The organism is Roseobacter cerasinus (assembly GCF_009811755.1).
Lineage (GTDB): Bacteria > Pseudomonadota > Alphaproteobacteria > Rhodobacterales > Rhodobacteraceae > Roseobacter > Roseobacter cerasinus.
Window position 1 is genome coordinate 55,001 of the sequence record NZ_BLIV01000002.1, and the last position, 12,357, is coordinate 67,357.

The 12,357-nt window shown below is 61.3% G+C and carries 12 protein-coding genes and 1 tRNA gene; 7 read left to right on the top strand and 6 right to left on the bottom strand.

The features are described from left to right. Positions 1-21: 21 nt before the first annotated feature. Complete coding sequence (locus So717_RS04090) at positions 22-420, top strand: DUF2306 domain-containing protein (RefSeq protein WP_159974947.1); 399 nt, start codon at positions 22-24, stop codon at positions 418-420. On the opposite strand, the gene msrP is transcribed toward So717_RS04090, so the two are convergent. Beyond that, the gene (msrP, locus tag So717_RS04095) at positions 414-1,313 is read right to left on the bottom strand and encodes a protein-methionine-sulfoxide reductase catalytic subunit MsrP (protein WP_159974948.1); all 900 of its coding nucleotides are present in this window, start codon (positions 1,311-1,313) and stop codon (positions 414-416) included. The genes So717_RS04090 and msrP overlap by 7 nt on opposite strands. A 111-nt stretch (positions 1,314-1,424) precedes the next feature. Then, positions 1,425-2,075 (bottom strand): HAD family hydrolase, encoded by a 651-nt coding sequence (locus So717_RS04100; RefSeq protein ID WP_159974949.1) that lies wholly within the window; start codon positions 2,073-2,075, stop codon positions 1,425-1,427. Positions 2,076-2,392: 317 nt separating this feature from the next. Between So717_RS04100 and So717_RS04105 the strand changes: the two genes are divergently transcribed. Continuing rightward, positions 2,393-2,884, top strand: coding sequence for a fasciclin domain-containing protein (locus tag So717_RS04105; RefSeq protein WP_159974950.1), 492 nt, complete (start codon positions 2,393-2,395; stop codon positions 2,882-2,884). 61 nt (positions 2,885-2,945) lie between these two features. Here the strand turns inward: So717_RS04105 and clpB are convergent, their stop codons facing one another. Further along, positions 2,946-5,564 carry an ATP-dependent chaperone ClpB gene (gene clpB, locus So717_RS04110; protein ID WP_159974951.1) on the bottom strand — a complete coding sequence of 873 codons (2,619 nt, stop codon included), beginning with the start codon at positions 5,562-5,564 and terminating at the stop codon, positions 2,946-2,948. A 553-nt stretch (positions 5,565-6,117) separates the two neighbouring features. On the opposite strand from clpB, the gene pyrF reads away from it, so the two are divergent. After that, positions 6,118-6,834, top strand: a complete 717-nt coding sequence (gene pyrF / locus So717_RS04115; RefSeq protein WP_159974952.1) for an orotidine-5'-phosphate decarboxylase — start codon at positions 6,118-6,120, stop codon at positions 6,832-6,834. A 230-nt stretch (positions 6,835-7,064) separates the two neighbouring features. On the opposite strand, the gene So717_RS04120 is transcribed toward pyrF, so the two are convergent. Further along, complete coding sequence (locus tag So717_RS04120) at positions 7,065-7,502, bottom strand: NUDIX domain-containing protein (protein ID WP_238840666.1); 438 nt, start codon at positions 7,500-7,502, stop codon at positions 7,065-7,067. Positions 7,503-7,530: 28 nt separating this feature from the next. Between So717_RS04120 and So717_RS04125 the strand changes: the two genes are divergently transcribed. After that, complete coding sequence (locus So717_RS04125; protein ID WP_159974953.1) at positions 7,531-8,784, top strand: DNA polymerase IV; 1,254 nt, start codon at positions 7,531-7,533, stop codon at positions 8,782-8,784. A 57-nt stretch (positions 8,785-8,841) separates the two neighbouring features. Here the strand turns inward: So717_RS04125 and So717_RS04130 are convergent, their stop codons facing one another. Continuing rightward, positions 8,842-9,702 carry an N-formylglutamate amidohydrolase gene (locus tag So717_RS04130; RefSeq protein WP_159974954.1) on the bottom strand — a complete coding sequence of 287 codons (861 nt, stop codon included), beginning with the start codon at positions 9,700-9,702 and terminating at the stop codon, positions 8,842-8,844. A gap of 146 nt (positions 9,703-9,848) precedes the next feature. On the opposite strand from So717_RS04130, the gene So717_RS04135 reads away from it, so the two are divergent. The 3 genes from So717_RS04135 (at position 9,849) to So717_RS04145 (ending at position 10,986) form a co-directional block, all read left to right on the top strand. Next, positions 9,849-9,923 (top strand) — tRNA-Val (locus So717_RS04135). Between the two features lie 84 nt (positions 9,924-10,007). Then, positions 10,008-10,133 carry a type B 50S ribosomal protein L36 gene (gene ykgO / locus So717_RS04140; protein ID WP_005850168.1) on the top strand — a complete coding sequence of 42 codons (126 nt, stop codon included), beginning with the start codon at positions 10,008-10,010 and terminating at the stop codon, positions 10,131-10,133. Positions 10,134-10,317: 184 nt separating this feature from the next. Continuing rightward, positions 10,318-10,986: a L,D-transpeptidase gene (locus So717_RS04145; RefSeq protein WP_159974955.1), complete on the top strand. Its 669-nt coding sequence runs from the start codon at positions 10,318-10,320 to the stop codon at positions 10,984-10,986. 458 nt (positions 10,987-11,444) lie between these two features. Here the strand turns inward: So717_RS04145 and So717_RS22120 are convergent, their stop codons facing one another. Continuing rightward, the gene (locus tag So717_RS22120) at positions 11,445-12,344 is read right to left on the bottom strand and encodes a VPLPA-CTERM sorting domain-containing protein (RefSeq protein WP_202981891.1); all 900 of its coding nucleotides are present in this window, start codon (positions 12,342-12,344) and stop codon (positions 11,445-11,447) included. Positions 12,345-12,357: the final 13 nt, after the last annotated feature.

A 12,357-nucleotide genomic window follows, 5' to 3' on the forward strand; every position in this document is an offset into this window, starting at 1 on the left:
GTCACTTGCCGGATTGCGCATATGTCACTCACACCGCTCTTTCAGTCGAGCGTCATCATAGTCATCCATGCGCTCGGGGCCTTCGCCGCGTTGATGCTCGGCACCGTGCAACTGATGTTGCCCAAGGGCAGCGACACGCACCGGATCTGCGGCTACATCTGGGTCGGCCTGATGGCGTTGGTCGCCCTGTCCAGCTTCTGGATACATGACATCCGCCATTTCGGTCCCTTTAGCGCCATCCATCTTCTGTCGATCTATACGATCTTTGGCATAGCCTCCGGTATCCTGAACGCACGCCGCGGCAACATTATGGCACATAGGAAAACAATGCGTGAATTGTTCTGGATCGCGCTTGTCGGCGCCGGGGCCTTCACACTGCTGCCCGGGCGCGTCATGCATCAGGTGGTCTTCGGTCAGTAGAACCGGGTGAGATCCATACCTTCGTAAAGGCTGGCGACCTCCTCTTCGTACCCATTGAACTTGAGTGTCGGGATACGCTTGGAAAACAGCCCGCCGCCGATCTGACGTTCAGTCGCCTGGCTCCAACGTGGGTGATCCACCTCGGGGTTCACATTGGCATAGAATCCATACTCGTTCGCCTGCAAGGCCTGCCACGTGTTGATCGGCTGCTCATCAGTCAGTGTGATCTTCACAATCGATTTGATCGATTTGAACCCATACTTCCACGGCACCACCAGCCGGATCGGCGCACCATTCTGGTTCGGGATCGTGCGTCCGTAGATGCCGGTTGCCATGATCGTCAGCGGATGAAGGGCTTCGTCGAGACGCAGCCCTTCGACATACGGCCAGTCGATAAACCGGCTGGATTGTCCCCGCATCTCTTCCGGGCGGTAAAGTGTTTCAAAGCGCACGTATTTGGCCTGCTCCTGCACACCCGCCATGCCGAGCAGATCAGCAAGTTCAAACCCGTTCCACGGGATCACCATCGACCACGCCTCAACACAGCGGAAGCGGTAAATCCGCTCCTCCACCGTCATCTCAGCCATGATGTCCTCGAAGTCATACTCACCGGGGCGGTCGACGAGACCATCGATGGTCACGCTCCACGGCTCGGTCGTCAGCGCCGAAGCATAGGTGGCCGGGTCGCTCTTGCCTGTGCCGAACTCATAGAAATTATTGTACTCGGTGATGTCTTCCCAGGAGTTCGGTTCCAACACCTCTTCTGCCCGCGCGCCTGTGCCCGCCAGCGCAACACCGGCTGCGGCCCCCGCCATCAGTTGACGCCGGTTGAGAAACAGCGCCTCGGGTGTTGCGTCTTTGCGGGTGAGCGTATTGGTCCAACGATAGGCCATGGGACCCTCCTGAGCTTCGTGATCACCCGTGATGTAGGGGGTTCCGGTCCATGCGCCAAACCATTTCGAGTCACGAATGTGACAGGCGGTTGTAACCTTTTCCGATGCGCTTCAGAGGCCAAGCAGTCCGGGCAGCACCTGCATCCGGTCAAACACCGCCTCACAAAAAGGTGTCATCCGCGCCGGATCGGTATCGGCCACATAGCCGAAACACCGGATGCCCGCAGCTTGTGCGGCCCGCGCGCCGGTCGGGCTGTCTTCGATCACAACCGCCCGTTCCGGTGGCACTCCTGCCCGCGCGGCAGCTTGTAAGTAGAGGTCAGGTGCGGGTTTGGGGTTGGCCACATCCTCGCGGGAGTAGACCCGGCCTTGCAGGCGATCACTCAGGCCGGTGCGTCCGAGTGTGATCTCCATCTTCCGGTGCGGACCATTGGAGCCCACGGCATACGGAATAGATGCCTGATCCAGAGCGTCCAGCACACCCACAATCCCAGGGACGATCTCGACCTTTTCGGCCAGCACGACGAACATCTCTTCATAGATGCGACCCACCCAATCATCGGGAAGCTGCGCCCCCATGGCGCGCGCTTCCCGCATCACACCAGCCATGGTCCCGCCCACGAAAGTTCCCAGGATCTCCTGTAAGGACAGGTCCAACCCATGGCGGGCGAGATTGTCGCGGATCACCACATTGGTCAGCGGTTCGCTGTCCACCAGCACGCCGTCGCAATCGAAAATCACCAGATCAGGAGGGAGTGTCATGAGATGTGCCAGCTTGTTCTGCCCGCCCTTCTTGGCGCCATTTCAGGACGGAGGTCAATGCATCACCAACCTCGGCCCAAGGCCCGAGGTGACGGCACTCAGCGGCCACGCCGGTTCAAGTCCGGCAATCTGAGACAGTCGTATCAGGGCGTGCTCTGACATTATTGTTATTGGAAGTCTGGCACCCCCTGCGCTTAGCGCGCTGCGATTTTTGGTCAAACCACATCGGCGGGAATCCCCGGTGATCCAACCCGCTCCCCCCAGCGTCTCCCTCGCAGATGCCATGGTGGCATGCACCTTTCATAAAGGAGACATCTATGTTTCGTCGGAACTTTCTGAGCCTGACCGCAGGCTTTGCGTTGCTCGGCACAACGGCTTTTGCAGGCAGCTACGCCAAAGACATTGTGGACACCGCCGCAAATGCAGGCAGTTTCAGCACTCTGGTCGCGGCCGTCGAGGCCGCTGATCTGGTCGACACGCTGAAGGGGGACGGCCCGTTCACCGTCTTCGCGCCCACGGATGAGGCCTTTGCCGCATTGCCTGAGGGCACTGTTGAGTCGCTGCTGCTCCCCGAAAACAAGGATCAGTTGATCGCGATCCTCACCTATCACGTGGTGCCAGGTAAGGTGATGTCCGCCGACCTCAGCGACGGCATGAGCGCCACAACCGTGCAGGGCGGTGATCTGACCGTTGATCTGTCGGACGGTGTGAAGATCAACGAGGCCTCGGTCACCTCGGCGGATGTCGAAGCTTCCAATGGCGTGATCCATGTGGTCGACACCGTGATCCTGCCCGACGAGAACAGCTGAGCCAAATGAAAGGCCCGGCGGATTGCTCCGCCGGGCCTTACTCCATTGTTTGTGGTCCACGTCAGTGAACGACGGCGTCATCCGGCTTGGGCCGGTTCGAGGCGGCCACACGGTCCCCGATGATCAGCCCCTCGCTGCCCGCAGTCACTGTTACACTGTCGCCATCCTTCACATCTCCGGCCAGCAGCATCTCTGCCAAGGGATCTTGTAGCGCCCGCTGGATCACCCGCTTCAAGGGCCGCGCGCCGAACACGGGGTCATAGCCTTCATCGGCCAGCCATTTCCGCGCACCGGCGTCGAGATCGAGCATGATCTTGCGCCCCGCCAACCGCTTCAGCAGCCGGGCCATCTGGATATCAACGATGCCATCCATATTGTCGCGGTTCAGCCGGTCGAAGATGATGGTCTCGTCCAGCCGGTTCAGGAACTCGGGCCGGAAGTGCGCCCGCACCGCGTCCATCACATCGCGCCGCGCTTGCGAGGAATCCGCCCCCTCCGGCAGCTGGCTCAGCGCTTGCGATCCCAGGTTTGACGTCAGCACGATCAGCGTCTGCTTAAAGTCCACCGTGCGGCCCTGTCCATCGGTCAGCACCCCGTCATCGAGCACTTGCAGCAGCACGTTGAACACATCTGGGTGCGCCTTTTCGACCTCGTCGAACAGCACCACCTGATACGGACGTCTGCGGACCGCTTCGGTCAGCACGCCGCCCTCATCGTAGCCCACGTACCCGGGAGGGGCCCCGATCAGACGCGCAACCGCATGCTTTTCCATGAACTCGGACATGTCGATGCGCACCATCGCATTGTCATCGTCAAAGAGGAACTCGGCCACTGCCTTGGTCAGCTCGGTTTTGCCAACACCGGTCGGCCCGAGGAAGAGGAACGAGCCCAAAGGCCGGTTCTCGTCGTTCAGGCCAGCGCGCGCGCGCCGTACCGCATTGGCCACCGCGCCCACGGCGGCATTCTGGCCGATGACCCGCGCGTGCAACTGATCTTCCATGCGCAAGAGCTTGTCGCGCTCGCCTTCCAGCATCTTGCCGGCGGGAATGCCCGTCCAGCGCTCGACGACGCTCGCGATCTGATCCGGGCGCACCGCCTCTTCGACCAGCACGTCGCCTTCGTCGCGACCCTCGGCGGCCTCCAGCTGTTTCTCAAGTTGCGGGATCACGCCGTAGCTGAGCTCCCCGGCCTTCGCCAGATTGCCCTCGCGCTTGGCGATCTCCAGATCAGCGCGGGCCCGATCAAGCAACTCCTTGATGTCGCGCGCACCGGCCATCTTGTCTCGCTCGGCCTGCCATTGAGCTGTCAGTTCATCGCTGCGCTCCTGCAGTTCGGCGAGATCCTTCTCCAAGGTCTCCAGCCGGTCCTTGCTGGCCGCGTCATCTTCCAGTCGCAGCGCCTCGGCCTCGATCTGCTTCTGCAGAATCTCGCGATCCAAAGCGTCAAGTTCTTCGGGTTTGCTGTCCACTTCCATGCGCAAGCGGCTCGCCGCCTCGTCCACAAGGTCGATGGCTTTGTCCGGCAAAAAGCGGTCAGTAATATAGCGGTGGCTGAGTGTCGCCGCCGCGACCAAGGACGAGTCCGAAATCCGCACCCCATGGTGCAGCTCGTATTTCTCCTTGATGCCGCGCAGAATCGAGACGGTGTCCTCCACCGTCGGCTCCTGCACCATAACCGGCTGGAACCGCCGCGCCAGCGCCGCGTCCTTCTCCACATATTTGCGGTATTCATCGAGCGTGGTCGCACCAACACAGTGCAGCTCACCCCGTGCCAATGCGGGTTTGATCAGGTTGGCCGCGTCCATCGCGCCATCCGCCTTGCCCGCACCGACCAGCGTGTGCATCTCGTCGATGAAAAGGATAATCTCGCCTGCGGCCTCGGTCACTTCGGTCAGCACGGCCTTCAGGCGCTCCTCGAATTCGCCGCGATACTTTGCACCTGCGATCAGCGCACCCATGTCCAGCGCCAGAAGCTTCTTGTTCTTCAAGCTCTCGGGCACATCGCCATTCACGATGCGCAAGGCAAGCCCTTCGGCAATCGCCGTCTTACCGACACCGGGTTCCCCAATGAGCACCGGGTTGTTCTTGGTCCGGCGGCTGAGCACCTGCATCGCGCGGCGGATTTCCTCGTCGCGCCCGATGATCGGGTCGATCTTACCCGCCTCCGCCCGCTCGGTCAGATCCATCGCGTATTTCTTCAGCGCGTCGTAGCCGTCCTCAGCGCTGGCGCTGTCCGCTGTGCGGCCTTTTCGGATGTCATTGATGGCCCCATTCAGGGCCTGAGCGGTGACTCCGCCAGCATCCAAAGCCTCCTTAGCAGCTGATTTGACCATACAGAGCGCCATTAGAATACGCTCTACCGGCACGAAGCTGTCGCCTGCCTTCTTGGCCAAGGTCTCCGCCTCGGCCAGCACCTTCTGGGTTCCGTTGTCCAGATAGATCTGCGCGGCATCGCCGCTCACTTTCGGCGTCTTCGACAGTGCCGTCTCGACTCCTTCGACCACGCGCGCGGGCTGCCCGCCCGAAGCGGAAATCAGGTTGCTTGCCAGCCCCTGATCGTCATCCATCAGCGCTTTGAGGATATGTTCCGGCGCCAGCCTCTGGTGACTGTCCCGGGTTGCGATGGTCTGTGCGGCCTGAATGAAACCGCGCGACCGCTCCGTGAACTTGCTCAAGTCCATGGGTCTCTCCTTTATGTTAAGCGTCCCCTCGTGGCTGCGCCCGGCTCAGCGGCACGTCAGCGGTCAGGACCTCATTGCATTATCTGGGGCGCTGCTCGGCCTCCTTCAAGGCCGACCATGTCCCAAAATCAACCATAGGTGTAGCCCCCACCTCTTGCCGTGATGTGAATCAAACCGCCCCCATGGGAAAGCAGGCGCGCCTTTCCCCGTTAACACATGGCCCCAAAACGTCATCTCTCAGTTCAGACAACGGCACCGGATCGGCTTCGCCCCGTGTCCTGCCAGCTTTGTCGATGTGTAACGATTTGGCTTTGTGCGCCGTCCGCTGCGCGGCCCGACCTCACACACCACTTGCCGAGGCGGGCGGCGGGACGTGGATATGAAAGAGGCTGGGGGCGTCGATCCTTCCCCAGGTGTCGCCATGCAGACCCCATCCAGGACCACAAACACCTGCTCGAACCGGGCCCATGGCGCCGGGCATTTTTTTGTTACGCGCGTGGACAGACCCTCGCGGAATGCCTAAGGAACCTTCGGGCAAAAGAGAGAGCGCACAATGGCTGATGACAGGTTGATCGTGGCATTGGATGTGCCGCATGCAGTGGCAGGGGCAGAACTGGCACAAAAGCTGGGTGACGCGGTGAGCTTCTACAAGATCGGCCTGGGCATGCTCACCGGGGGCGGGCTGGCGCTGGCCAATGAGCTCAAGCAAGAACACGGCAAGCGCATCTTCCTCGACATGAAGCTCTTCGACATCGGCGCCACTATCGAGGCTGCCGTGCGCGGGTTGGCGCAATTTGATCTCGACTTTCTCACCGTGCACGGTGACCCTCACGTGGTGGCCGCTGCCAAGGAAGGCGCTGCGGGGTCCGAGATGAAAATCCTGGCCGTGACCATCCTCACCTCGCTCGACCGCACCGATCTCGACGCCTGCCAGATCCGCGCGGGCGACCTGCCTGAGCTGGTGACAACACGGGCCGCCCGCGCCTTCGAGGCCGGTGCCGATGGCGTGATCGCGTCCCCGCAGGAAGCCGCGCTGATCCGCGCCCTGCCCGAGGCCGAAGGCCGACTCATCGTGACCCCCGGCGTGCGCCCCATGGGCAGCGATCTGGGAGACCAAAAGCGAGTCGCCACCCCCGCAAATGCCGTCGCAGACGGCGCTGATCATATCGTTGTCGGGCGTCCGGTATGGCAATCGCCTAGTCCTAAGGCAGCTGCCGAAGCAATTCTGGCCGAGATGAACAGCCCACAAGCACTGCAGCCAAACCACTGATCTCAGACTACATTTCAAAGTTACCCACAAGCACCGTCACGTCAGACGACTCAAGACACTGTGTCTATCGCACAACAGACCACAGGATGTGGCCGCGCCAAGCCATTCCCGGTTAGGGGAATTCGCCTTTAGGTGGTAAGTTGACGTAAGGTGATACTCCCCAACGAACCGCGTCTTCCTGAGGTTCGTTACCTCCCCCCGCTCAGAACAGCGGGGGGTTTTTCTGTTAACTACAGCTCATCAAGACACAGACGAAGCCGGTCCTGGAAGTGCGCGATGACCTTGGGGTGATGCAAAAACTGTTTGGGCGTCATAACGGCCCACCCCTGCCCTTCATCGCCAAAGCGAATGTCGCGCAGCAGGTCGTCGTCGACATTCGCAGCGAAAAACCAAAACCCAAGCCCCCGGCGCTCGAACCGCCGCCCCCAGACCACATCGCGGGTCAGCAGCGCCAGACCGAGCTCCTCCCGCGTCTCACGCAGAACACACTCCAGGGGGTCTTCCGTCCCTTCGCGCCCACCGCCCGGCAGGTCCCAGCGAGCCGCATGGTCGATATCGGAACGATCATCTCGCAGCAAGGTGACCACATGACGCTCGGTCAAAAGCGCCAGCTTCGCCCCGTGGAAGGGCATGTTCATTTCCGGCGCCGTGGCGTAAGATCGGGACATGCTGCGATCATAACTGACCCTTGCGAAAATGCCCGCCCTTTGCCGTGATTGCCTGACAGAATTTAAGAGCGGTCGGCGCTGCCCCGCCTGCGCCAGCCCGCGCGTCGTGGCGCATGACGAGTTGAACACCCTCTCCATCGCCCATATGGATTGCGACGCCTTTTATGCCTCGGTGGAAAAGCGCGACAACCCCAGCCTCGAAGGCAAGCCGGTCATCATCGGCGGCGGGCGGCGCGGTGTGGTCTCAACTGCCTGCTATGTGGCGCGCATCCGCGGCGTGCGCTCGGCCATGCCGATGTTCCAGGCCCTGAAACTCTGCCCCGACGCGGTGATCATCAAACCCCGCATGCAGGCCTATGTGGATGCCTCTCGCGCCATCCGTGCGATGATGCAGGACCTGACCCCCGACATCGAACCCCTCTCGCTGGACGAGGCCTTCATGGATCTCTCCGGCACCGCGCGGTTGCACGGCCACCCGCCCGCAACCATGCTCGCCCAATTGGTCAAACGTATGCGCGGCGAGTTGGGCCTCACCGGCTCCATCGGCCTTAGCCACAACAAATTCTTGGCCAAAGTCGCCTCCGATCTCGACAAACCGCACGGCTTCTCAATCATCGGCAAGGCCGAAACCGTCAATTTCCTGCATGACAAACCTGTGCGCCTGATCTGGGGGGTCGGCGCCTCATCGCAAGCCGCACTCGACAAGGCAGGCATCCGCACCTTCGCCGACCTGTTGCGCTGGGATCAGACCGACCTGATCGCCCGCTTCGGCTCCATGGGGGACCGGCTGTGGCACCTGGCACGCGGCCAAGACCGCCGCCGCGTCTCCGCCCATGCGCCGATGAAATCGATCTCGAACGAAACCACCTTTCACGATGACACCTCCGACCCCGACCTGCTCGATGGCCACCTCTGGCGCATGGCCGAGAAAGTCTCGGACCGGGCCAAGGCCAAGGACCTCGCAGGGCGCGTAGTCACACTGAAACTCAAACGTGCCGATCACTCGCTGCTGTCCCGCAGGGTGAGCTTGCGCGACGCCACGCAGATGGCCGACACGATCTATCGCACCGCCCGTGACCTCTTCGATCAAGTGGGGGATGAAGGCCCCTACCGGTTGCTGGGCTGCGGCCTCTCCGATCTAACCAGCGCCGAAGGCGCGGACCGTTCAGGCGATCTGCTGGACCCCCAGGCCATCCGCCGCAGCAAGGCCGAACGCGCCACCGATGAAATCCGCGCCCGCTTCGGCGCAGACGCTATCCTGAAAGGCCGCGCTCTCCGCTAACGCGACCGTGCTTCATTTTTCCAGAAGTACTCTCGCCGAAGGCGAAATTAACCGGGGCTATTCGGCCGCCAGCGGCATCTGCTCCTGCCCGATCTGCGCAATCTCAGCAATAACACCCTGCAACGTCCGCTGCACATCAGCGAACCGCTCGCTGGGCTCGATCCGGCCTTCATCCATATAAATCGCGCGGTCAATCTCAACCTGCACCGCGTGCTGGCTCCGGGTCGGGCGGCCATAGGCCTGCGCCACGTAGGCCCCTGCAAAGGGTGCATTGCGCGTGACCGTGAATCCCGCTGAGATAAAGGCCGCTTCCACCCGATCAACAACCTCAGCGGCCGCAGCGGCACCAAACCGATCCCCCAGCACAATCTCGGGGCTGCGCGCGCCGGAGCGGGCCACACCCTGCACGGCCTCATGTGGCATGGAATGGCAATCAATGAGCACGGCCTGCCCGTGCCGCTGCACGGCATCATCCAGCAGGCCCTGCAGCATATTGTGATAGGGATGCCAGTAGGTGTTCAACCGCGTCGTTGCTTCAAGCATACTGATCTTGCCCCGATAGATCGCACGCCCATTGGCAACCACACGCGGAATCACACCCAGACCAGACGCGACCCGAGGGTTGTGTCCGCGCCGCCGCACACCGTCGATCAACGCAGGATCAAGCTCGTCGCAGCTGCGATTAAGATCGACAAAGGCCCTTGGCGCACCGGCCTTCAACAAGGGCGCGCCATACTGCGGCGCACAGTCGAAAAGCTGATCGACAAAGGCATCCTCGGAAGACCGGATCGTCAGTTCATCCAACACACTGCTGCGCAGCATTGCCCATGGGTAGTTCCGCCCACTGTGCGGGGAGGCAAACACCACGCAAGACCGCGGTGTCTCAGGATAACTGACTTCGAACGCTGACTCGGACATAGAACTACCTTTAAGGGCAAGCATAGCGCAGAAAAAGGGGAATCCAAAAGCTCTTGATCTTATCTGCGTTACCTTTTAAAGACCCGCTACCGGCGCGACCCCTCGCGCCCCATTTTATTTGGGGCCAGGGTATTTGAGCCGGTCGTGGGTGATTAGCTCAGCGGTAGAGCACTTCGTTGACATCGAAGGGGTCACTGGTTCGATCCCAGTATCGCCCACCACCTGAACACCCGGTCCGGCTTGCCGGACTGCCCGCAACCCCGGCGCTGGCACGCGCGCCGACAGAGAGACCAAAGGAGAGGACCATGAAGGTTCGCAATTCGCTCCGCTCGCTCAAGAATCGGCACCGTGACTGCCGTGTTGTGCGTCGCAAAGGCCGCGTCTACGTGATCAACAAGACACAACGCCGGTTCAAAGCCCGCCAAGGCTGAAACATCGACCAGAATTTTGAGAAAGCCGCTCCCCTGGGGCGGCTTTTTTGTTTTGTAAGAGGGACCCGTGATCTTGCACAATTGCGTGAGCAACAGCCTCTTAACCTCGAATCTCGCGTAAAGTTGGTGGAAACCATCCGGCGCTAGACAGCGTTGAGTGGGTAGTAATTGAGGATTGGGACCAATGTTAACGAGACGATACTTTATTCAGACCAGTACGGCGCTGTTTTCTGCAGCTCTTCCGGCCACGCTTGTGGCAAGCCAGGCGGAGGCGGCGCAGGGCAAATGGGCGACATGGGATGCACGGGTGACACCGGCGAATTATGACCCATCCACGTCCAACCCCTGGGGCCTGCATCCGCGCTTCCTGCCGACGCGGGTCGAGGCCAACGCAAGCCTGCAACCGGGTGATATTCACGTCGATGCCGTTGCGCGCTATCTCTACCATGTCGATGGCAACGGCACAGCCATGCGTTACGGCGTCGCCATCGCACGCGGCAACCTATACGAGCCGGGCGTCTATACGATCCGACGCAAGGCCAAGTGGCCGAAATGGACACCAACCGCTGCCATGATCAAGCGCGAGCCGCATGTCTACGAAGAATTCGCCGATGGCGTGCCCGGCGGGCCAACCAACCCGCTTGGGTCTCGCGCGCTCTATCTCTTTGAAGGCAATCGCGACACCTATCTGCGCATTCACGGCACACCGAGCCCGCGCTCGATCGGCGGGCGGGCCAGCTCTGGTTGCGTGCGTATGGTCATGGCGCATATCAACGGGCTCTACGACAATGTCTCAACCGGGGTCACAGCCCATCTTTACCCGGCAGAGACCTATGTCGCCGCCCGCAGCTGACGCATTGTAACAGGCGCCAAGCCCCGATCACTCAGACGGGGGCTTGGTGCAAATTGGGCTTCCGGCCTTGTTCCGCAACGGCAGCAGCGTGGTCTCAACCGGCCCCGAATGCCGATACCAATAGCAGCCATCTTCCTCTTTGATGCGCACCGATGACAGATCTTGATTCGGCGCGGCCATGGCAACAACCTCTTCAGGCAGGTTTCGGATCGGCGTCCCGGTCCCTGACTCCACACAAGCACCAAGCGTCAAGAGGGCGGCCATTGGCCAAATGATCTGAGTTTTCATCGTTGCGTCCACCAAAAGTGTTTCCGATTGCTGACCCATCGACAGATGGGCTGTCAACGCGCAACCTACGCAACTCTGATTTGAAAGTGGTTAATGACCGCGAGGTCACACCCGAACACGGGCCTCCGAGGGGGCACCGGCCTCCGATGGCGAAGGCCGGCCTTCCTGTCTTACGCGTTCCGCCCGCGACGGCGCAGTCCTGCCGCGCCAAGCAGCGCGGATCCGAGCAACCAGGCCCCAGCTGGCAATGGCACCGGTGCAGGGGTGGGTTCACCAAAGATGAAATCGTCCATCGCGACAACACTGCTGCCGCTGGTCGCTTCGTCGATCGGTATGAAACCGGCCTGCACAGTCGCACCGGCGATCACGGGCGAATCAAACAGAATGCCGAGGAACGACAAACCACCCGGCCCGCTGGCCTCCGCATTGAAGACAAAATCCGGCGTGTCCTGCGTGATATCCTGGCCTTCGGTGAAAAGTGCAATTGCAGCATCTGTGCTTGGCTCGGGGAGGCCGATGTCGATCTCACTCACGTTTGTGAAAACGATCCCAAGACCCATGCTGAACGCAGGGGAGACCTGATCAGCCGGATCAAAGAACAACACGTCGAACACGGTACCACCCGTGGGCGCAAAAAGCCGCTCGGGGCTGAAGACCGCCAGCTCATCCGGAAACCCGAACCGGACCGGTTCACCCGAGGCGTCGGTGCTGCTCAGCTGAAACCCTTCGGCGATCTGCTCCGGCGGCCCGGCAAGGGGGTTTACACTAGACCGAAACTCGATCCCCCGCGCCCGCGGTGCCGCACCAAAGTTGAAGAAATCGCCGGGAAATTCATTCGGGTCGGACACCGCATCCGGTGCCGCATCCCAGTTGATCTGTCTTCGGCCCCCTTTGAAGTTCTGCGGCTCATTGGGGTTGAGAGCCCCCAAAGCGGTGCGAAAGGCATCGACCTCCGCCTGAATGCTGGCCGCATTTGGCCCGGCTGCGGAAAAAACAACGGGAGCCGCCATGGCGAGGCCCGGGGCCAGAACGGCCACGGCCAAAACGGCGGGAAAACGCATTGAAAACATAAAACCTCCTGAG

What these genes read in the sequence shown, in the direction of transcription:
- So717_RS04130 (WP_159974954.1), bottom strand. Translation starts at nt 9,702, where the DNA reads ATGTCCGAGTCAGCGTTCGAAGTCAGTTATCCTGAGACACCGCGGTCT.
- clpB (WP_159974951.1), bottom strand. Translation starts at nt 5,564, where the DNA reads ATGGACTTGAGCAAGTTCACGGAGCGGTCGCGCGGTTTCATTCAGGCC.
- msrP (WP_159974948.1), bottom strand. Translation starts at nt 1,313, where the DNA reads ATGGCCTATCGTTGGACCAATACGCTCACCCGCAAAGACGCAACACCC.
- So717_RS22120 (WP_202981891.1), bottom strand. Translation starts at nt 12,344, where the DNA reads ATGTTTTCAATGCGTTTTCCCGCCGTTTTGGCCGTGGCCGTTCTGGCC.
- pyrF (WP_159974952.1), top strand. Translation starts at nt 6,118, where the DNA reads ATGGCTGATGACAGGTTGATCGTGGCATTGGATGTGCCGCATGCAGTG.
- So717_RS04105 (WP_159974950.1), top strand. Translation starts at nt 2,393, where the DNA reads ATGTTTCGTCGGAACTTTCTGAGCCTGACCGCAGGCTTTGCGTTGCTC.
- So717_RS04125 (WP_159974953.1), top strand. Translation starts at nt 7,531, where the DNA reads ATGCCCGCCCTTTGCCGTGATTGCCTGACAGAATTTAAGAGCGGTCGG.
- So717_RS04100 (WP_159974949.1), bottom strand. Translation starts at nt 2,075, where the DNA reads ATGACACTCCCTCCTGATCTGGTGATTTTCGATTGCGACGGCGTGCTG.
- So717_RS04120 (WP_238840666.1), bottom strand. Translation starts at nt 7,502, where the DNA reads ATGTCCCGATCTTACGCCACGGCGCCGGAAATGAACATGCCCTTCCAC.
- ykgO (WP_005850168.1), top strand. Translation starts at nt 10,008, where the DNA reads ATGAAGGTTCGCAATTCGCTCCGCTCGCTCAAGAATCGGCACCGTGAC.
- So717_RS04145 (WP_159974955.1), top strand. Translation starts at nt 10,318, where the DNA reads ATGTTAACGAGACGATACTTTATTCAGACCAGTACGGCGCTGTTTTCT.
- So717_RS04090 (WP_159974947.1), top strand. Translation starts at nt 22, where the DNA reads ATGTCACTCACACCGCTCTTTCAGTCGAGCGTCATCATAGTCATCCAT.